Here is a 19,205-nt window from a genome sequence, read left to right as displayed (position 1 = left end):
GATCTAATGCCATTAACTACGCCGCGTTTTTGGTATCAGCGCCGCCGTGGCTGGCAGGCCTGGCTGCTCTGGCCACTGGGCTGGCTTTATGGCTGCGCCGTGACTTTGCACCGGCGCGGTACTCGCCCTTGGTCTTGTTCGGTGCCGGTGCTCTCGATCGGCAACCTCACCCTGGGGGGGACGGGCAAGACCCCTCTGGGGATTGCCTTGGCCCAGGGCCTTGAGAAGCGCGGATGGCGGGTGGCGGTGCTGCTGCGTGGCTATGGCACCCGGCGCCGAAACTCGTGCCTGGTTTCTGCGACCAGCTCCTGCGCGGAGGTGGGGGATGAGGCCCTGGAGTACGCCCAAAGCCTCGGGGATGGTGTGGCGTGGGTGGGCTCGAACCGCTGCCGGAGTGCGGCGTTGGCAGTAGCGGCTGGGGCCACTGTGATCTTGCTGGACGATGGTTTGCAGCATTGGCGTTTGGGCCGTGATTTGGACCTGTCCCTGCTGGATCGAAAGCACGGACTGGGAAACCGTCTGGTGTTTCCGGCGGGCCCGCTACGCGAGCCCCTGGATCAATTGGCCCGGGCCGATGGGCTTGTGTTTACCGGTGCAGAGCCTGTTGAGCCGTTGCCGCCTATTCCCGTGGGTTGGCCGAGCCACAAGCCACGCTTTGCCGTGCGCTTCTGTTTACTGCCGCAGCCCCAGCTCCAGCGGGAGCGTCTGGTGGCCTTCTGCGGTATCGGCTTGCCGGAGAAGTTTTTTTCAGCTCTGCGGGCCTGCGGACTCCAGCTGGTCGCAACGGAATCCTTCCCGGATCACCACGTTTATGCTGAATCAGACCTGAAGGGTTTGTTGGATTTGGCCCATGCCAATGGCGCACGGTTGGTCACCACCGTCAAGGATGGTCAACGCCTGCCCCACCGTTATCGCCAGGTGGTGAGCTTGGTGCCGCTTCAGGTGGACAGTGCGAGCCTGGCTCCCTTACTGAATTGGCTGGATCAGCGTCTTTGTGCTCTGTCGAAAGTTCGGTTCCATGGTTGATCTGGGACGGCGGCGGGTTTTGTTTGTGGCAGGTGAGGCGTCGGGAGATCTCCATGGCGGCTTCTTGGTGCGCGAGCTGCAGCGCCAAGTGCCGGGGGTAGAGATAGCAGGGGTGGGCGGTGACCAACTGCGCGCCTGCGGCATCGACATCCTGGCCGACGTGCGAGTGCTTTCTGCGGTTGGCTTGGTGGAGATCATCGGTAGTCTTCGCCGTCACCACCGCGTGATGGAGTTGTTGAAGCATCAGATGGATAACCATCGCCCGGATGTGGTGGTGCTGGTTGACTATCCCGGCTTCAATATGTTTGTGGCTAAGGAGGCTAAGAAGCGCGGCATCCCTGTGTTTTTCTACATTGCGCCCCAGGTTTGGGCCTGGGGCCAGGGAAGGGCCAAAAAGATGGAGCGGCTAATTGAGCGCCTGGCAGTAATTTTCCCGTTTGAGGAGCCCATCTTTAATTCCCATGGCCGCGACTTTGCTCGCTATGTGGGCCATCCACTAGTAGATGAGCTCCAAGTCAGTTGCTCCCGTGAGCAGACGCGGCTTCGCCATGGGTTATCTCTGGAGCAGTCCTTGCTTGTGTTGATGCCTGGCAGCCGCAGGGCTGAGGTGCGGATGCTGTTGCCCGCCATGCTGAAAGCTGCCAACCAGCTCAAACTCGATGGTTGGCAGGTTGTCTTACTGAAGGCGCCCACCATCGATCGTTCCTATTTAGAGCAGGCGAATGGTGGAGAGGCACTGCCGGTTCCCCTGGTTGATGGCGACGCCCATAACCTGCTGCATGCTGCCGATGCTGGTGTGATCGCCTCTGGCACAGCCACCCTCGAGGCGGCCTTGTTGGGTTGTCCCCATGTGATTCTTTATCGCTTCTCCTGGCTTACCTATTTGATTGCCAGGCTAGTAATTGGCCAGCGCTCAATGGGCCTACCCAATGTTATTCTAGGCCGCCAGTTGTTTCCCGAGCTAGTTCAGAGGCACGTGACGGCTGACAAAATTGTGAGATCCCTGCGGAGCCTCAACCATGATCGGGCCCTATTTAATCAATCTGTGCAGGAGTTGCAGGCAACCATGGGCCCCCCTGGCGCATCCAGGCGAGCAGCCGATGAATTAGTAGGCTTGCTTAAATGAGCACACAAATTTATCAAAGGCTGGCCTTCTATGGACGCAGCCATTTGTGGCCGGGCTTTTCTCTAGCCCTATTCTTTAATTTTCTGTATGGCGCTTCCACTGGCTTTGTGCCATTGGTAATTCGCTACCTTTTTGATGATATTTTGCCTTCGAGTGATCGAAGTCGTTTGTATTTGGCGCCCGTAGTTATACTTGTAGTGATAGTGCTTAGGGCGGTATCTCAATATCTAGGATCTTATCTGACTGAGGCCGTTGGTCAGTCAATTACGGCTGACTTGCGCCATCAACTTGCTGAGCGAATATTGGATTTGCCCCAGTCCTACGTGGATCGCAATTCCTCCACCGTGTTGGTGTCTCGAGTGCTCACTGATGTTTCACTCGTTAAGAGCGGAATTGTTGACGGCTTTTCGTCTATATTTAAAGATTCCCTGACCCTGATAGTTCTAGTTTGCGTAGCTTTTTATCAAGATTGGCTGCTATCGTTAATTGCTTTCATTCTTTTCCCGCTGGCGATATTGCCGATTCTTAATTCTTCTAAAAAAGTCAGACGTCACTCTAGTAAAGGGCAGCTGAGTCTGGCCAAGTTGGCTTCATTCCTCCAGGAGTCGGTAATCGGTTTGCGGGTTGTCAAGATCTTCGGTATGCAGGCCTATGAGTTGTCGAGGTTTGATCAAGAGAATCAAACGGTTTTAAAGGCTGCTCTAAAGACAACTCGGGCCAAGCTTGCCAATCAGCCATTAATGGAAGTAATAGGTGCGATTGGCTTTAGTGCAGTTTTAGTATATGGCGGTGAAAACGTAATTGCTGGCACGCGTACCACTGGTAACTTCTTTGCCTTTTTGACCTCTCTCTATCTTTGTTATGCGCCCTTTAAGGGGATTGCTAGATCTAATTCTATATTGCAGCAAGGCGTCTCTGCCGCCAGTGATTTATTCAATATTCTCGATACTAAGCCTGAGCCTCCTGAGGCTTCCAGCCCCCAGTCCTTAAACAGCGTTTCTGAAGGCCTTGTGGCCAGGAATGTCTGTTTTGGTTATGGCGATGATCTGGTTATCGATGACTTATCTTTAGATCTGCCCTGCAGCGGCACTGTCGCATTGGTTGGACCTAGTGGTGGCGGTAAAAGTACCATAATTGACTTACTGTGTCGCTTTTACGACCCCGGCTCAGGAGTTATATCAATTGATGGCATTGATATTCGCCAGCTTTCTCTAGCATCGTTGCGCTCCTTGATTTCAGTTGTTGATCAAAATACATTCCTTTTTAACGACACTGTTGCCAACAACATTGCCTATGGTTTGTCTTCGGCTTCGTCGCCCCAAATTGAGGCTGCTGCAAGGGCTGCGAATGCTCATGATTTCATTATTCAACTGCCCGAGGGCTATGCCACTCTGATTGGAGAAAATGGCACGATGCTCTCTGGCGGCCAGCGTCAGCGAATTGCAATTGCGCGCGCACTGATTAAGGATGCGCCTTTGCTGTTTTTGGACGAGGCCACCTCTGCCCTCGACTCAGCCTCTGAGCAGGTAGTGCAAGAAGCCCTAGACCGATTGATGGCTGACCGCACCACCTTGGTGGTGGCCCATCGCCTCTCCACTGTGGTGAATGCCGACTGCATTTGTGTGATTTCGGGTGGCCGAGTGGTTGAGTCGGGAAATCACGCCACCCTGCTGGCTCGCGGCGGCACTTATGCCGACCTATTTTCGACACAATTCGCAAACGCTGACGCGGGATCGCCAGGATGACAGTTGCCGCCTCTCAGCCCACCGGTTTTCAGCCTGCCTATGAGCGTCACGATTGGTCCAGCGCCTTTCGCAACGTCGGTGTTGAACTAAGCGACGTTCCCTTAGAGACCGTGCGTGGCACGATCCCGGCTGAGCTCAAGGGCACTTTGTTCCGCAATGGGCCAGGCCGGCTCGAGCGGGGTGGCCAGTGGGTTCATCACCCATTTGATGGCGACGGCATGATCAGCGCCTTCCGGTTCGAAGGAGGGCAAGCCCGACTCACCAACCGCTTTGTGCGCACCGAGGGTTGGCTGGCTGAGGAGCAGGCCGGTCGCTTTGTTTACCGGGGGGTCTTCGGCACTCAGAAGCCTGGAGGGCCCCTCGCCAATGCCTTCGATCTGCGGCTCAAAAATATTGCTAATACTCATGTGGTGCAGCTGGGTGACCAGCTGCTGGCGCTCTGGGAAGCGGCCGAGCCCCACGCCCTTGATCCCCGCACCCTCGAGACCAGGGGGCTCTCGCGGCTGGAGGGGCTGCTCAAGCCAGGCGAAGCTTTCAGCGCCCACCCGCGCTTCGATCCTGGCCACCACGGCGAGCCCCGCATGGTCACCTTCGGCGTCAAGGCGGGCCCCACCAGCACCATTCGCTTGATGGAATTTGCCAGCGCAGACCAGCCAGATGGTGTGCGAGCCGGCGATCTGGTGGCTGACAGTCGCCACAGCTTCAAGGGTTTTGCCTTCCTTCATGATTTTGCGATCACACCCAGCTGGGCTGTGTTTCTGCAGAACGCTGTGGCGTTTAACCCCCTGCCGTTTGTGCTTGGCCAGAAGGGGGCGGCCCAATGCCTGGCTTCCAAGCCCGGAGAGGCCGGCCAGTTTTGGTTGGTGCCTCGCCAGCCGGGTCATCACGCTGGCGCCCGCCCGCTGCTGCTACCTGCTCCTGAAGGCTTTGTCTTCCACCACCTCAATGCCTTTGAGGATCCGTCCACAGGCGAGGTGGTGGTGGATTCGATCTACTACGACGATTTCCCTTCGATTGGCCCGGAGGTTGATTACCGCGAAATCGATTTCGACTCGATACCTGAGGGGCAGTTGCGCCGTTGTCGGATAGACCCCAGCAGCGGCACGGTGCAGAGCGAGTGGTTGGAGCAGCGCTGCTGTGAATTCGCCATGGTTAATCCGGCAAAGCAGGGCCTAGACGCGCGCTTCGCCTGGATGGCTGTAGCGCAGCGGGAGCGGGGTAATGATCCGCTCCAGGCGATTGAGAAGCTCGACCTGCAGACCGGCGAACGCCTGGTGTGGAGTGCGGCCCCCCGCGGTTTTGTCACCGAACCGGTGATGGTGCCTGCTGAAGACAGTGCCGCAGAAGACAGTGGCTGGGTGTTGGTGCCGGTTTGGAACGGGGCTCGCTGCGCTACCGATCTGGTGATCCTCAACGCTGCCGATATGACAGAGCAAGCCGTGCTCGAGCTTCCCCTCGCCATTCCCTATGGGCTGCACGGCAGTTGGTCTGCGACTGCCTGATCAGCTGCCCAGCAGGGAGCGCAGCTGGGGCTCCAGCTGGGCAAAAGCCCGGCCTCTGTGGCCGATCTCGCTTTTGAGGCCTTTGTCCATCTCGGCGTAGGTGAGTCCTATGTGCGGCACAAAAAACACGGGGTCGTAGCCGAAGCCCCCACTACCTTGCTGCGTTGGCAGGATCACGCCGGCGCAGCGGCCCTCCACCTCCAGCCGCACGCTGCCGCTGGGATCGGCCACCGCCAGGGCGGCGCTGAACTCGGCGCTGCGGTCGGTAGCGCCCTCCAGTTCTTGCAGCAGCCTGGCGATACGGGCTGCGTCGCTGCTTGCGTAGCGGGCCGAGTGCACGCCTGGCGCGCCGGCTAAGGCATGCACACTCAGCCCTGAGTCATCGGCCAGGGCCCAGCAGCCGGTGGCGCTGGCCACGGCCACAGCTTTGAGGCGCGCGTTCTCGGCAAAGGTGCTGCCGGTTTCCTCCACCTCCAAGCCATCGGGCTGGGCCTCGATTGCCAGGTTCAGTCCGGCAAGCAGGTGCTGGAACTCGCGCACCTTGCCGGCATTGCCGCTGGCGATCACCAGCTTGGTGTCGGGCGAGCAGTCCATATCTGTTGTGTGCATGGCGTCAGACCGATTCCGCCAGCTGCCGTGCCCAGCCGAGCACCTCAGCCACGCGGGCTTCGCTGGGGGCTTCGCAGTAGAGCCGCAGCAGCGGTTCGGTGCCGGAGAAGCGCAGCATCAGCCAGTGGCTGGGGCCCAGCCGCAGCTTCACCCCATCGGTGGTGATTACCTCCAGCACGGGGCTGCCGGCCACCTCGCTGGGCGGTGCTGCGGCCAGCTTTGCTTCGAGGCGCTCGCGGGCTGCCATGTCTGGCAGGCGCAGGTCGAGTCGGTCGTAGGCGGCGGCACCACCGCAGCGCTGCTGCAGGGCATCGATTCGCTCCCCAAGGGGCAGGCCTCCCTCCACCAGCGCTTCAATCAGCAGCAGGGCTGCAAAGGGCGCATCCCGTTCTGGCAGATGCATGCCGAAGCCCACGCCGCCCGATTCTTCGCCGCCCACCAGCACCTCGCCGCTCAGCATCTCTGCAGCGATGTATTTGAAGCCCACGGGCTTTTCCAGTACCTGGCGCTCCAGGCCTTCTGCCACAAGTTGCATCAGGTCGGAGCCGCTTACGGTTTTGATTACGCAGCCCGGCAGCTGGCGGGCCCGGGCCAGGTGGTCGATGAATAGGGGCATGAGCAGCTGGGTGCTGCAGAAGCGGCCGCGCTCATCCACGGCGGCGATGCGGTCGCCGTCGCCGTCAAACACGATCCCCATGGCGGGCCGGCCAGCTGCGGTGCTGGCGGTTACGGCCGTGATCAATTCCTGCAGGTAAGGGGCCAGCGGCTCGGGAGGGTTGCCGCCAAATAGGGGGTCCCGGTTTGCCCGAATTTCGCGGATGACGCCACTGGATCTGGCCCCATTGCCCAGCAGGGCCGGCAGCACACCGGCTGCTGAGCCGTGCATTGGATCGACAATCACCGTGAGCCCCAGGCGCTCTAGGCCTGCCGCCAGGGCCGCAGTGTTCACCTTGGTCTGCAGGCCCGCCACGTAGGTGCCCAGGGCATCGAAGCGTTGGGGGTCGCCCGGGATCGGCACGGTGATGCCACCGGCTTCCAGGCGGGTTTCAACTCGGCGGGTGAAGTCGCCTTCCACCGAGCCGCCGAACGGTCCCTTGATTTTTAAGCCGAGCCACTCCGGCGGGTTGTGGCTGGCGGTGATCACCAGGGCGCCCAGGGCCTGGCGCTGCACCACGGCCCAGCTGCTGGCAGGCGTGGGAGTGGCTGTGTCCGAAAGCAGGGGCTCCAGGCCGCAACCTCTAACGGCGCTGCAGATCGCCTCAGCTAGTTCGGGCGCCAGAAAACGGCGGTCGTAGCCGATCACCACCTCGCGGCTTTTCAGGCCTTCGGGGGCGGAGTGGGCCAGCTCCCTGGCTGCAGCGGCAGCTACCGGCAGCAGTCGATCCAGGGTGATGTCCACGCCGAGGATGCCGCGCCAGCCATCGGTGCCGAAGGCGATCGGGCTGGCCTCCAGGTGCAGGGGGGCTGAGGCCATGGGGGGTGGGCATGCCGAGCTGGGGTAATTCTGCGGTGCCGGCGGCGCTCCAGCCCTAGCGTCGGGGTCTGTGGATGCCAGCATTGACTTCCCGGTCCCAAATTGAATGTTCAGGGCCCGAGCCGGCTCTCACTGATCGCTTGCTGCGCAGTTGGCTGCGATGCAGGCGCCGCGCCTGGCTGGATCGCTTTGGGGTTGCCAGCGAGCGGCAGTGGAATGCCCACCGGGCCCTGGCCTTGAGCGACCAGCTGCGCAGCTTTCAGACCCTGCTGCCCCAGCGGCCGGGCCACGGCGAGGCGGCCTGCGCCGCAGGGGCGGCCGGGGTGGTGGGCTTGCGGCTGCGGGGGGCTGGTCCCCAGGGAGTGCGATTGGAATCCCATCCCTCCCTGCTGGAGCGAATCGCTGGCCAAAGCCGTTGGGGCGCCTACGTATACCGGCCGGTATTAGCTCGCCAGGGGCGACGGCTAACCCGCGAAGCTCGGGTGGTGCTGGCGCTTTGGGGGCGCCTGTTGGCGGAGCACCAGCAGGCAGCAGTGCCCCATGGTCTGGTGGTGGCCGGTGAAGGCAGGTTCCTGCAGCGGGAGCGCCTGGCATTGGCTAGCGGCCTGCAGCACCAGCTCGATGAGAGCCTGCAGCGCCTCGCCGCTGATCTTGCCCAGTCCACGCCACCGCCCTTGGTGAGCGATCGCAAAAAGTGCACCCTGTGCAGCTGGCGAGGCGTCTGTGATTCGGAGGCCGCCGCCATGGGGCATCTCAGCGAGGTGAGTGGCATCGGCGGTAAGCGCCGCGAGATGTTGCTGGAGCAGGGGGTCACCAGCCTGCCGGATCTGGCTGCCCGCGATCCAGAGCTGTTAGCCGAGGCCCTGGCCGTCTACGGAGAGCAGCACCGCGAGATTGCCGCTGAGTTGGTGGCCCAGGCCCGGGTGCAGGCCTCTGGCCTGCCGCAGCGCCTTGGCCGTGGGCCGGTCTTGCCCGAGTTGGCAGCAGTACCTGGTGTGCTGCTCTACGACATCGAATCCGATCCCGATGCCCGCGATGATTTCCTGCACGGTTTTGTGGTGCTGGAGAGCGACGGGGCGGGGGGCTGGCTAGAGCAGTCCGCCCGCTACCAGCCCCTGCTGGCCTTGCAGGAGCATGGTGAGCAGCGCCTCTGGCAGCGATTGCAGCGTTTGCTTGCTCGCTATCCCGATTGGCCGGTGTTGCATTACGGCGAAACCGAGGTGATTGGCCTGGTGCGCCTGGCCCAGCGCCAGGGGGCCAGTGAGGCTGAGGTGGCCCGGTTGCGGGGCAGGATGCTGGATGTGCACGCCCGGCTGCGGCGCCACTGGCGCTTGCCGGTGAGCAGCTACGGGCTCAAGACGGTGGCCGGCTGGTTGGGCTTTGCCTGGAGCCAGAAAGGGGTAGATGGGGCCCGCTGCCTGCTTTGGTGGCGCCAGTGGCGTCAATGGCACCGCCAAGGCGGTAGCCGGGGCCAGGCCAGTCGCTATCAGTTGCAGCGGATATTTCTCTACAACCGCGATGACAGTCTTGCCACCTGGGCAGTGGTGCGCTGGCTGCTGGCTCAGCCCTAACGCTTCAGGACTTCAGATTCAGGACTGAAGATTCAGGATTTACGGCCGGCACCGACCGGTGGATCAACGATGGCTGGCGGGCGAGATAGCTCCAGCAGCGCGCCATCGGGATCGGGGCCGGCGCGCAGGCAGGTTTGTTGAAGCGACTGGCGGCGCACCAGGGCTAGGCCAATCCAGAGGCCATCTTCCAGGGCCAGGCTGGAGGTGATCAGACCCGCCCGGGGGCTGCTGATCTCGTCGCCCTTCTTGGCACCGAATAAGACTGTGCCTGGCTCTCCAGGGCCCTGGGTTCCGCGCCAGAACCAGCGCCGCAGCTGTTGTTTAACGCCGTCGTAGGTGGCGAGTTTGGCCAGGGTTTCCTGGCCCACGTAGCAGCCCTTGCTGAGGCTCACCCGATCGGCGAGCCCTACTTCGAAGGGGTTGGTGTCGTCGTTGATCTCACCTGGGGCCGCCGGCACCCCCTGCTGGATGCGCCAACGCTGCTGTTCCCTGGCCGGCAGGGGCGCTCGATCGGCTAGCCAGGCGGGCAGCTCGGCGGTTGTCAGCAGGACCAACTGGCGGCCCAGCAACCAACCGTGGCCATCTTCTAGAGAAATCCAGCTCCCATTAGCAACCTGGGGCAGGGTGTCGCAGCCATCCCCAAGCGGCGTGATTAAACGCACCGGAGTTACCGGACCCAGTTGCACTCGATCGGCGGGGAACAGCACCCGCTCAAGGGCCTGCCAAAGGGCGGTGCCATCAGCGCCGCGCAGCAGCAGCCAGGCCCCATCCCTATCCACCAACACCTCAGCGAGGGCTCGCAGACGACCGGTGGCGGTGGTGCAACAGCTGGGTATCCAGCTGCCGGGCTGCTGGCCTTCGATTGCCGAGCTGGTTTGGCCGTGTAGAAATCTGCCCGAATCTGGGCCATCCAGGCGGATCAGGTAGCCCGCTTGTTCGGTTCGAGACGGGCCGCTGGGCTGCCAGCCCCAGGGATCGGAGCTCATGAGTTGGCCAGGTCCGCGGCGGTGGCAGCCACCTCGTCCAGCAGAAACAGGCTGCGCAGCTCGAGCCCGGCAGCCGTCATCGCCTCGACGCCCCCCTCCTGGCGATCCACGATTGTCACTACCCGGTTCACTGTGTAGCCAGCCTCACGCAGCTGCTGCACGGCCTTTAGGGAAGATCCGCCGGTGGTGACTACGTCTTCAAGCACGGTGATGGTGCTTCCCGGTTCAGGCAGCGGCCCCTCCAGCCAGGCACCGGTGCCGTGGCCCTTGGCCTCTTTGCGCACGATCAGAGCATTGAGCTCCCGGCCCACCAAGGCAGCCATCATTGCCACTGCGCTCACCAGGGGATCTGCCCCCAGGGTGAGGCCGGCCACCGCCCGCGCTTCCGCTTCCACCTGCTCGAGCATTAGGGCGCCGAGCAGGGCCAAGCCGGTACCACTGAGGCTGACTGGCTTGCAATTGACGTAGTGATGGCTGCTGCGCCCGGAGGCCAAGGTGAAGTTGCCGTGGCGGTAGGCCTGGGAGGCGAGCAGGGGAAGCAGGGCCAGGCGCATCTCTGCGGGGCTGGCAGTGAATGACGGGGCAGCCAGGGAAACGGTCGACAAGATCTGGTGCATTCGCGATTGGTTGATTAGTTTGCGACCATCACGACAGGATCAGCCCTGGGCTGACGGGATCAATGGCTTACGGCACCAACTTAAGGTCCACTTTGGGTTTGGCCGTAGGCGCAGGGTCTTTGGTAGGAGTCTTGGCCTCGACCCCTGCAGCGGCGGGCCCAGTGGTTTGCACCACGACCTTGGAGGCCCCAAACAGCAGTGGGCAGGCACTCAATGGGGGAGCTGCCAGACCCGTTGAAGTTACCCGCTGTGGCGTCGTTCAGACCACGCCCCAGCTGATGGAGCAACGCTTTTTCAGCTACACGGCGCCCTTTGCTCGCGGCGTGAGCCTCACCAATCAAATCACCGATCTATTTGGCATCGCCATGGGTGGTGATGATGGCACCAGGGTGATGGGCTTCGGCTTCCCGGATCAAACGATCATCTGGGATGGCACGGCAGTGGAAAATACTTATCAAGTGTTACTTCAGCAGCAGAGTGATCCCATGCCCTGGCGTACGGGGGATGTGTCAAACGGCTATTCCGGCAGCCTGGGATCCTCTGGCTCCCAGCCTGATGGCCCAGGCTGGCAGGATGGCGGTGCCAGCTACAGCGCTCCGGTGCGCGGCCTCTGGTAGCACTGCTGGCGAGGGGGTCTAGCAATCTGGTGAATGCAGCGAACTCATAATTCGCCTTAGCCGAGTTCGATCCTCGGGACCCCCATTTCACCTTGGTTCAATCAACCCCTGCGGTCTGATTGCCCAGCAACCCCTATCGTCAGATTTCTGATGGGTCTCCTGGCGGAGCTTCCTGTGATTCAAGTCCTGGCGCTGGCCATTTTGCTAGCTCTGCTGGCTTTTTTTGCCGCTGGGGAATTCGCCCTGATTCGCCTGCGGCCTAGCCGGGTGCAGCAACTGCAGGAGGCGGGTGAGCCCGGTGCCCAAGCCGTTGCCAAGCTGCAGCATCGGCTCCGGCGAGTGCTGGTGGCTACCCAGCTGGGTACGGCGCTCGCTTTGGTGGCATTGGGCTGGGCCGGTCGCGGCTTGGCTGAACAGCTCGGCATGGCTATGGCCGCCAAAAACTTTGCTGGAGCCATTCCCCAGGTTTGGCTTGATGCCGGTTTATTTCTTGTACTCGTGTTGCTTGCCACCGTGCTGGGCGGCTTACTACCCAAGGCCTGGGTGTTGCATCGTCCCGAAAGCTCGGCTCTGCGACTGGCGCCGTTGCTGGCTGCGGTGAGTCGCAATCTGGCCCCCTTGCTTTCCCTGATTGAGCGTTGCAGCGGTGTGCTGCTGCACCTGTTGGGCTTACCCCGTAACTGGGATGAGCTGGTGCCTGCCCTGTCGGCTGGCGAGCTTGAAACTTTGATCGAAACCGGCAACGTCACCGGTCTGATGCCCGACGAACGCAACATTTTGGAGGGAGTCTTTTCGCTGAGGGACACCCTGGTGCGGGAGGTGATGGTGCCCCGATCCGGCATGGTCACCCTGCCCCTGGATGTGAGTTTTGCCGAGCTGATGCGCGAGGTCCATGACACCGCCCACGCCCGCTTCCCGGTAATCGGCAGCTCCCTCGACGACGTGCGTGGCGTGCTTGACCTGCGGCGTCTTGCTGATCCCATTGCCAGGGGCATGCTCAGTGCCGACACTCCCCTCGCTCCCTACATCACCCCCGTGGCGCTGGTGCAGGAGAGCACTTCCCTGGCGGAGCTCCTGCCCCTGATTCGCAGTGGTCAGCCCCTGCTGGTGGTGGTTGATGAGCATGGAGGTACGGAGGGGCTGGTCACGGTGGCCGACCTCACCAGCGAGATTGTCGGAGAGGAAGAAGATTCCCTAGAGGCGGCCCAGGATCTGCAGAAACTCGGCGAAGGCTGCTGGTCGGTGGCAGGGGACCTGGAAATCTTCGAACTCAACAGGCAGCTGGCGCTGCAGTTGCCTGAGGCGGAAGGTCATCACACGCTTGCTGGCTTCCTGCTCGAGCGCTTGCAGCACATTCCCTCGGCAGGCGAAGGTTTGCGCTGGAAGGGCCACCAATTTCGGGTGCTGGCCATGGATGGCCCGCGCATTGAGCGAGTACAGATCGAGCGTCCAGTCGTCGAACCGGAGCGCCCCGAGGGCGGCTGATCACCGCTCTGGGCCCCCGTACCCCCGATAATGCAGTTAGTTGAGAGCCCCTGCCTTGAACCCTGTGCGCGTGGGTGTCATCGGCATCGGCAACATGGGTTGGCACCACGCCCGGGTGCTGAGCCTGATCAAAGAAGCCGAACTGGTGGGGGTGGCTGATCCAGATGGGAGCCGCGGACAGCTAGCTACCGAGCAGTTCGGTTGCAGCTGGTTCCCCTCCTACGAGGAAATGTTGCCCGAGGTGGACGCTGTTTGTATCGCCGTGCCCACCCTGCTTCACCACCGCGTCGGTTTGGCCTGCCTGAAGGCCGGGGTGCACGTGCTGATCGAGAAGCCGATCGCGGCCAGTCAGGAGGAGGCGGTTGAGTTGATCCATGCGGCTGAGCAGGCTGGTCGTCTGCTGCAGGTGGGCCATATCGAGCGCTTCAATCCCGCCTTCCGGGAATTGGTCAAGGTTGTGGCTAATGAGGAGGTGGTAGTGCTTGAAGCGCGCCGTCACAGTCCCAACCCAGACCGCGCCAATGACGTGTCGGTGGTGCTCGACCTGATGATTCACGACATTGACCTTGTGCTGGAGCTGGCTGGGGCGCCGGTGATTCGCCTGGCGGCGGCCGGTGGTCGCAGTGCTGAAGGGCCAATCGACTACGTCAACGCCACCCTGGCCTTTGCTAATGGTGTGGTGGCCAGTCTGACGGCCAGCAAGATGGCCCATCGCAAGATTCGCAGCCTTAGTGCCCACTGCCGCGGCAGCTTGGTAGAGACAGATTTTCTCAATCGCACCTTGCACATTCATCGCCGCGCTCACGAGTCGGTGAGCGCAGATCACGGCGAGCTGGTTTACAGATCCGATGGAGTAATTGAAGAGGTCAGTACCACCTCCATTGAGCCCCTATACGCCGAACTAGAGCATTTCCTCCAGTGCGTGCGGGGTGTTGAGACCCCGGCGGTGGATGGCTTGCAGGCTTCCCGGGCTCTGCAGTTGGCCGACCTGATTGAGCAGTGTGTCGAGCAGCCCAATCTCTGCATGAGCCTGGAGGTCCCGATCTAGGTCGTCGAAGTTGCCCTTGCTGCTCGGGTTATTTCCGGGCTAGTGAGCTGGCGTAGAGCTGCCAGCTGCCAGCGGCGGCAATCCGCTGGCGAAGCCAGATAAAACTGATCCCAGGCATCTGCCTTATGCAGGCCGTATTGGGACTCAGGAATATTCGGGTGGCGTTGCTGCCAGCCCACCCGCACGGCGTGACCGATCACCACGTCTAACACCAGGTCGTCGTCAAATACCACCTCGGGATTAGCACCCATAAAGGTGATCAAGGTGAGCAGGGTTTCCGTACATAGCTGGCGATAGTCCGGCGCTTCGATTTTGCTGAGTAGGTGATCGACAAGGGCGGCGAAATTACGTTCGCCAGGTGTCTTTTCACTCAATAGGGGACCGCTGTCCAGTCGGTTGCGCTTCTCCAGCTTGTCGCCGATGACGATGCCGTGGCAGTGGTGCAGTAGATCCCAGATACCGGGATAGAAATCGCGGGGCACGCGCCCTAGGGCCCCGAGCCGCAGCCGGTGTTGCAGCCAGCAGCCTCCCTTGGGTAGCTCTGCCAGAGGATCGGGAACGTCCCAACGCACCCGGCCGCTCACATGCAGCTGCTCCTGGCGCTGCAGGGAGGCTTTTGCATGTTCCAGGTCAGCCAGCACGGTCCGCAGCCGGCGCTGGATGGCGTGGGGGGGCTGATCGCAAAGGGCCTCGAAGGCGTCGATGGGGTTGAGCTCGGCTTCGCTGGCCAGTTCGCCGGTGAGCAACAGCAGCAGCTGGCCCAGTTGCAGGGTGAGGCTGCCGCTCAGCAGGGCCGGCTCGTGGCGGGCCAGGCTGTCGAGGGCAAGTAGCAATTCCTGCTGCAGCATCCATTCACGGCCGTCTTCGCCGCTGAAGCGACGGATCATGGCGGCGATGCTGGCGCTGCCCTGGGGCTCGCTGATGCGCGAATCGCTGGTGTAATTGCGTCCTACCACCACCTGCTTCTGGCGCACCAGCAGGTCGGTGAGGGCATCTTCCAGCTGGGGATGGACCAGATCGAGGGCGCCAGCCACCCGCCGCACCACGTTCCAGTCGGCTTCGGCCAGGGCGCGGCGGTAGACCTCCTCCAACAGGTCATGCAGGCGTACTGGTTGGCTGCCGGCCGGCCCCTGCAGCCGGGAGTCGGGCCCTAGGCGCCGCACCAGTTGCTCCAGCACCTCGCCCTGCTCTTCCAGGGAGGAGCTGCGCCAGAGCCGATCGGCGAGTTCGCCAATGCTGATGTCCTCGCGTTCGAGTTCTTGCTCCTCCTTGGCGCTAAGGGGGGTCTGGCTGGTACCAGCCCGCAACGGGGAGGGTATGGGTGCAGGCGGCAGAAGCACGGCCCCCGGCGCTTGGGCGGGCAGCTCCACCCAGCTGCCCTGGTCGATGAGTTCTGCCAGCGGGGCCAGCTGCACGGGCACGCCGTCCAGCTGGCCTGCCTGCAACTGCTGCCCCAGCCTTAAGAAGGCATCAGGGTTGGCCTGGAAGGCACCCTCGGCGATCGGCAGCAGCAGCAGCGGCGAGCCGCTTCCGCGCCAGTGGCGCTGCAACAGGCGCAGTTCGGCGGTCACGGCGTCCACGAGCTGCTCAGGATCGTCTGCCAGGTAGAAGGTGTCTTCCTCCAGCACGGCTGGGAAAAACGCAAAACAGCTGGTTCCCTGCCGGTAAAGGCGAGCCGTAGCCATGGTTTCCATCCGCACGGGTGGATGGCCGCTGAGGCCGAGGGCGGGGTTTGCACCCACCTGGGCCATCCGCATCGCCAGCTCCTGGGAGCCGCCGATGTGGATCGCCGTATTGGGGCTGCTGGGGTCGGAGTTGTCACTGGGGCGATGGGCCAGGGGCAGTCCAGCCGCCTCCAGGCTGGCTGAGATAGCCGCGTTAGCTGGCACCAGCGCCACCAGCACCCGGTCGGCGCCAAGAGTGCTGGGCCGGCGTCGCCCGGTTGGATCGAGATCTTCTGGACTTATTAATCCGGCAAGCAACAGGTCTGAGAGCCAGGTGAGGCTTTGGGTCCACAGCAAGGGCACGTTGGGGTTTGCCAGCCGGCGCTGGCTGCCGGGCTGTTGCCGTTCGGCTGCTATGGCTGCTTCGGGAACGAGGTAGAGCTCGGGGAGCAGGGCACCCTCCGCTTGCTCCAGGCTCACTTCATGGAGGCGCTGGCGCCATTGGCGGGCCTCCTCCCAGCGCTCTTCGCAGCAGGCCGTGATTAGTTCATAAGCCCAAAACAGGGGCCATTCGCATTCGATGTGCTCAAACTCCGCCAGCTCCTCCCGCTCGTAGTGCAGGCGGGTGTGGTCTTCGACCACGGTTTGGTGGCCATCGCGGCGGAAGCGTTTATATCCGTAGGCCCCACCCAGCTCGGCGCGAATCTTGGCGCGGGTGCGCCGCCGCAGCTCTGGGTCGTCCACGGCCCAGGCGGGATAGCCGATCACCGCCAGACAGGCGCTGTCAACCTCCTTGCTCGCTGATTCCCGCGGCAGCAGGGCGTCTAGAGCCCGGCGCAGCCTCACGATGGCGTCGTGGGGGATCACCAGACAGCTGCGGCCATCACCGTGGGGTCCGTAGAGATCGAGTCCCTCCAGGGATTCGAGAGCGGCCTTTACCAGGCCAATCGAGCTGGCGTTGCGCTCTGGGAGGCCGTGGTTGCCTTTGTCGCCCCTTTCCCAAATGCCGTAGTCGGCTACGCGGTACGCACGGGCCACGTAGTACACCAGGTTTTGCACGAAGTCGCGCTCGTGGCTGCTTTGCACCACCACCAGGCCTGAGCGGGTCAGCTGGGCGAGTTGGAGCAGAAACAGCGCCGTGGCATCGAGTTGCAGATGCCCCCAGCCGTCATCGGCCACTACAGCAGCGCCGGTGGCCGTGTCGAACTTGGCGTGGATGGCATGCAGGCGATGCAGGCTGTGCTTGAAGCGCTCCACCTTCGGGGCCTGGCGCAGCATGGCGTTGAGCAGGCCGCGCATCAGTTGCAGCACCCTCGCTTCAAGCTCGTATACGCGGCGACTGGCCCCCCGCAGGCGGCGATGGGCCAGGGCAAGTCCCCAGACGCATTGGATTGAATAAACGCAGTCGCGCACCCAGGCGTCTGCGTAGTTGCCGTGCACGGTATGGGCGGTGCTGGCTGGCAGCAGTCCCGTAATCGGGTGTTGGCGGCTCAACACCACCCGATCAATTTGACTATCAAGGTCCTGAAGCAGGGCCCAGGCCTGAGCCGGATCCAGGGCGGCTGAAACTTCGGGTTCCGGCTGATGGGCCGGATTGTTCAGTGGCAGGGATTGCGCCATGGATGTCCCTATGCCAGTGGTAGGCCAGCCATATATTCTCCACCCCCACCTCACCCCCCTGATGGCATCAACAGCAACTGAGCCAATGCGCACCAGGGTTCTGGGGGTGCCGGTGAGCGTGTGTCCTGATGTGTTTGAAGCGGCCTTGGCCCTGCGGCAGCGCAGTGGTGGGCAGATCGTCACCCTGAATGCTGAGATGACAATGGCGGCAAAGGCTGATCCCGCCTTGGGGGCTGCCATCGCCGCGGCGGACCTGGTGATTCCAGATGGTGCCGGCGTGGTCTGGGCCCTAGGCCGCCAGGGCTACCGGGTGCGGCGTAGTCCTGGAATTGAGCTGGCCCGTGATTTGCTCACTCACGCGGCTTCCCATGGCTGGAGGGTGGCTTTGGTGGGGGCCTCACCGGCGGTGATGGAGCAGCTCACCGCGCGCTTGCGCCAGGAGCTCCCCGGCCTAAAGCTGGTGCTCCATGCCCATGGCTACCAACCGGCTGAAGCCTGGCCAGGGTTGGAGCAGCAGCTGCTGGCAGCTCGGCCCGACCTAGTGCTGGCGGCCCTAGGCGTACCCCGCCAGGAAACCTGGATTCAGCAGCTGCCTGGGCGCAGTGGCGGCCTCTGGATGGGTGTGGGCGGCAGCTTTGACGTTTGGGCTGGGGTCAAAAAAAGAGCCCCCGCTTGGATGGGAGCCCTGCAGATCGAATGGTTGTACCGGCTGATTCAGGAGCCCAGTCGCTGGCGCCGAATGCTCTCCCTACCCAAATTTGCCTGGGAGGTGCTCAGGAAGGGCTGAGGCCGGATTCAGCGAAAGCCGACGGAGGCTTGCCACACGAAGGCAAGTAGCAGAAAGAACAGGGGAATGATCGGCAGGATGTCGACCAGTGGTCCGAAGGCTTGGTAGGCCTCGGGGAGTTGGGCCAGGGTTTGCAGGGCGTAGGTAGCCATCCCGGAATTCACTGAGCTAGGGGCGGACGCTACCACGTGTGGGCGGCTGGGGAGTCCGGTTCCCAGGGAGCGAAATCCTCTGCAAAACAGCCGTCGCGGATGGCCTGCCCCATGGCGGTGGAGAAGCGCACCAACTGGGTGATGTTGTGCAAACTCAACAGAATCTTGCCCAGCAGCTCCTCGCTCTTGATTAGGTGGTGCAGGTAGGCCCTGCTGTGCTGGCGGCAGGCTGGGCAGGGGCAGCTGGCATCCATGGGGGTGTGGTCGTGGCGGAAGCGGGAGTTCTTGAGGTTCCAGCGTTCGCCACCCACTAAGGCCGCGCCATGGCGGCCGAGGCGTGTGGGAATCACGCAATCAAACAGGTCGAAGCCGTTGGCCACGGCGATGGCCATTTCCCGCAGGGTGCCTATGCCCATTAGGTAGTGAGGTACGGCATCAGGCAGCAGCGGCCCCAGCTGGCGCACGATCCGATGCATTTCCTCGGTGGGCTCGCCCACACTCACGCCGCCCACGGCTATCCCGGGCAGGCCCATGGAGGCCACCACCTGGGCCGATTCCTGGCGCAGGTGGGGGAAGCAGCCCCCTTGGACGATGCCAAACAGGGCCTGGTCGGCCTTGGTGTGGCTGGTGATGCAGCGCTCCAGCCAGCTGTGGGTGCGCCGGCAGGCGGCGGCTACGTCTGCCTCACTGGCGGGATAGGGGGGGCATTGGTCGAAGGCCATGGCCACATCAGCCCCCAGGGCCATCTGGATCGCCATCGAGCGCTCGGGGGTGAGCTCGATGCGGGCGCCGTCGCGCGGTGAGCGGAACACCACGCCGTGGTCGTCGATGGTGTTGATGTCGCCGAGGCTGAAAACCTGGAAGCCGCCGGAATCGGTGAGCATCGGCCCGTCCCAACCCATGAAGCGGTGCAGGCCACCGGCATCAGCCACGATCTGCTCGCCCGGCTGCAGGTGTAGGTGATAGGTGTTGGAGAGCACCATCTGGGCGCCGGTGTCCCGCAGTTGGGACGCCGTAACCCCTTTCACCGTGGCCAGGGTGCCCACGGGCATGAACCGCGGTGTGGTGACAACGCCATGGGGGGTGTGAAAGCAGCCGCAGCGGGCCCGGGTGCGGCTGCACTGCGCCGTGATGTCGAAGGAGAACGCTGGTGGGAAGCTGATTGCGCCGAACAGG

General features: G+C 62.8%; 16 protein-coding genes and 1 tRNA gene. 10 read left to right on the top strand and 7 right to left on the bottom strand.

Translation table 11 applies throughout. The features are described from left to right. Window positions 1-6: 6 nt before the first annotated feature. Genes lpxK through KBZ22_RS07330 form a run of 4 tightly spaced genes read left to right on the top strand, consistent with a single transcriptional unit; the run spans window position 7 to window position 5,399 of the window. Window positions 7-1,026, top strand: coding sequence for a tetraacyldisaccharide 4'-kinase (lpxK, locus tag KBZ22_RS07345; RefSeq protein ID WP_255021553.1), 1,020 nt, complete (start codon window positions 7-9; stop codon window positions 1,024-1,026). Continuing rightward, a complete protein-coding gene (lpxB, locus tag KBZ22_RS07340; protein WP_254998882.1) occupies window positions 1,019-2,152 on the top strand; it encodes a lipid-A-disaccharide synthase in 1,134 nt (377 codons plus the stop codon). Before lpxK ends, lpxB begins: the two co-directional genes overlap by 8 nt. Beyond that, the gene (locus KBZ22_RS07335) at window positions 2,149-3,897 is read left to right on the top strand and encodes an ABC transporter ATP-binding protein (RefSeq protein WP_255021552.1); all 1,749 of its coding nucleotides are present in this window, start codon (window positions 2,149-2,151) and stop codon (window positions 3,895-3,897) included. Before lpxB ends, KBZ22_RS07335 begins: the two co-directional genes overlap by 4 nt. Continuing rightward, the gene (locus KBZ22_RS07330) at window positions 3,894-5,399 is read left to right on the top strand and encodes a carotenoid oxygenase family protein (RefSeq protein ID WP_255021551.1); all 1,506 of its coding nucleotides are present in this window, start codon (window positions 3,894-3,896) and stop codon (window positions 5,397-5,399) included. Before KBZ22_RS07335 ends, KBZ22_RS07330 begins: the two co-directional genes overlap by 4 nt. Here KBZ22_RS07330 and rdgB read toward each other — a convergent pair whose 3' ends face one another. Then, window positions 5,400-6,008, bottom strand: coding sequence for an RdgB/HAM1 family non-canonical purine NTP pyrophosphatase (gene rdgB, locus KBZ22_RS07325; RefSeq protein WP_255021550.1), 609 nt, complete (start codon window positions 6,006-6,008; stop codon window positions 5,400-5,402). 4 nt (window positions 6,009-6,012) lie between these two features. Continuing rightward, window positions 6,013-7,482 (bottom strand): phosphoglucomutase/phosphomannomutase family protein, encoded by a 1,470-nt coding sequence (locus tag KBZ22_RS07320; RefSeq protein WP_255021549.1) that lies wholly within the window; start codon window positions 7,480-7,482, stop codon window positions 6,013-6,015. An 83-nt stretch (window positions 7,483-7,565) separates the two neighbouring features. Between KBZ22_RS07320 and KBZ22_RS07315 the strand changes: the two genes are divergently transcribed. Continuing rightward, window positions 7,566-9,053 (top strand): TM0106 family RecB-like putative nuclease, encoded by a 1,488-nt coding sequence (locus tag KBZ22_RS07315; protein WP_255021548.1) that lies wholly within the window; start codon window positions 7,566-7,568, stop codon window positions 9,051-9,053. A 32-nt stretch (window positions 9,054-9,085) separates the two neighbouring features. Here KBZ22_RS07315 and KBZ22_RS07310 read toward each other — a convergent pair whose 3' ends face one another. Beyond that, window positions 9,086-10,039: a folate-binding protein YgfZ gene (locus KBZ22_RS07310; protein ID WP_255021547.1), complete on the bottom strand. Its 954-nt coding sequence runs from the start codon at window positions 10,037-10,039 to the stop codon at window positions 9,086-9,088. After that, window positions 10,036-10,593 carry an orotate phosphoribosyltransferase gene (pyrE, locus tag KBZ22_RS07305; RefSeq protein WP_255021627.1) on the bottom strand — a complete coding sequence of 186 codons (558 nt, stop codon included), beginning with the start codon at window positions 10,591-10,593 and terminating at the stop codon, window positions 10,036-10,038. Before pyrE ends, KBZ22_RS07310 begins: the two co-directional genes overlap by 4 nt. A 194-nt stretch (window positions 10,594-10,787) precedes the next feature. Between pyrE and KBZ22_RS07300 the strand changes: the two genes are divergently transcribed. From KBZ22_RS07300 to KBZ22_RS07285, 4 genes are all read left to right on the top strand, one after another. Further along, a complete protein-coding gene (locus KBZ22_RS07300) occupies window positions 10,788-11,273 on the top strand; it encodes an Occludin/ELL family protein (RefSeq protein WP_255021546.1) in 486 nt (161 codons plus the stop codon). Window positions 11,274-11,285: 12 nt separating this feature from the next. Continuing rightward, window positions 11,286-11,358, top strand: a tRNA-Ile gene (locus KBZ22_RS07295). A gap of 92 nt (window positions 11,359-11,450) precedes the next feature. After that, entirely contained in the window at window positions 11,451-12,758 is a 1,308-nt protein-coding gene (locus tag KBZ22_RS07290; RefSeq protein WP_255021626.1) for a hemolysin family protein, read from the top strand. Window positions 12,759-12,813: 55 nt separating this feature from the next. After that, the gene (locus KBZ22_RS07285) at window positions 12,814-13,806 is read left to right on the top strand and encodes a Gfo/Idh/MocA family protein (protein ID WP_255021545.1); all 993 of its coding nucleotides are present in this window, start codon (window positions 12,814-12,816) and stop codon (window positions 13,804-13,806) included. Here KBZ22_RS07285 and KBZ22_RS07280 read toward each other — a convergent pair. Beyond that, complete coding sequence (locus tag KBZ22_RS07280) at window positions 13,803-17,090, bottom strand: glycoside hydrolase family 15 protein (RefSeq protein WP_255021544.1); 3,288 nt, start codon at window positions 17,088-17,090, stop codon at window positions 13,803-13,805. The genes KBZ22_RS07285 and KBZ22_RS07280 overlap by 4 nt on opposite strands. A gap of 61 nt (window positions 17,091-17,151) precedes the next feature. On the opposite strand from KBZ22_RS07280, the gene KBZ22_RS07275 reads away from it, so the two are divergent. Continuing rightward, the gene (locus tag KBZ22_RS07275) at window positions 17,152-17,877 is read left to right on the top strand and encodes a WecB/TagA/CpsF family glycosyltransferase (RefSeq protein ID WP_255021625.1); all 726 of its coding nucleotides are present in this window, start codon (window positions 17,152-17,154) and stop codon (window positions 17,875-17,877) included. A gap of 8 nt (window positions 17,878-17,885) precedes the next feature. Here the strand turns inward: KBZ22_RS07275 and KBZ22_RS07270 are convergent, their stop codons facing one another. Then, window positions 17,886-18,029: a photosystem II reaction center protein K gene (locus KBZ22_RS07270; RefSeq protein WP_106632264.1), complete on the bottom strand. Its 144-nt coding sequence runs from the start codon at window positions 18,027-18,029 to the stop codon at window positions 17,886-17,888. A gap of 29 nt (window positions 18,030-18,058) precedes the next feature. Next, entirely contained in the window at window positions 18,059-19,192 is a 1,134-nt protein-coding gene (gene tgt, locus KBZ22_RS07265; protein ID WP_255021624.1) for a tRNA guanosine(34) transglycosylase Tgt, read from the bottom strand. Window positions 19,193-19,205: the final 13 nt, after the last annotated feature.

Source organism: Cyanobium sp. L1E-Cus (genome assembly GCF_024345755.1).
Classification (GTDB): domain Bacteria; phylum Cyanobacteriota; class Cyanobacteriia; order PCC-6307; family Cyanobiaceae; genus Cyanobium_A; species Cyanobium_A usitatum.
The sequence above is the reverse complement of the archived record's forward strand: the minus strand, read 5'-3'. Positions and strand labels throughout refer to the sequence as shown.

Bases quoted from the DNA above. Each gene is read 5' to 3' on its own strand.
- KBZ22_RS07275 (WP_255021625.1), top strand. From the start codon at position 17,152: ATGGCATCAACAGCAACTGAGCCAATGCGCACCAGGGTTCTGGGGGTG.
- KBZ22_RS07280 (WP_255021544.1), bottom strand. From the start codon at position 17,090: ATGGCGCAATCCCTGCCACTGAACAATCCGGCCCATCAGCCGGAACCC.
- rdgB (WP_255021550.1), bottom strand. From the start codon at position 6,008: ATGCACACAACAGATATGGACTGCTCGCCCGACACCAAGCTGGTGATC.
- KBZ22_RS07270 (WP_106632264.1), bottom strand. From the start codon at position 18,029: ATGGCTACCTACGCCCTGCAAACCCTGGCCCAACTCCCCGAGGCCTAC.
- KBZ22_RS07330 (WP_255021551.1), top strand. From the start codon at position 3,894: ATGACAGTTGCCGCCTCTCAGCCCACCGGTTTTCAGCCTGCCTATGAG.
- lpxB (WP_254998882.1), top strand. From the start codon at position 1,019: ATGGTTGATCTGGGACGGCGGCGGGTTTTGTTTGTGGCAGGTGAGGCG.
- lpxK (WP_255021553.1), top strand. From the start codon at position 7: ATGCCATTAACTACGCCGCGTTTTTGGTATCAGCGCCGCCGTGGCTGG.
- KBZ22_RS07335 (WP_255021552.1), top strand. From the start codon at position 2,149: ATGAGCACACAAATTTATCAAAGGCTGGCCTTCTATGGACGCAGCCAT.
- KBZ22_RS07320 (WP_255021549.1), bottom strand. From the start codon at position 7,482: ATGGCCTCAGCCCCCCTGCACCTGGAGGCCAGCCCGATCGCCTTCGGC.
- pyrE (WP_255021627.1), bottom strand. From the start codon at position 10,593: ATGCGCCTGGCCCTGCTTCCCCTGCTCGCCTCCCAGGCCTACCGCCAC.
- KBZ22_RS07310 (WP_255021547.1), bottom strand. From the start codon at position 10,039: ATGAGCTCCGATCCCTGGGGCTGGCAGCCCAGCGGCCCGTCTCGAACC.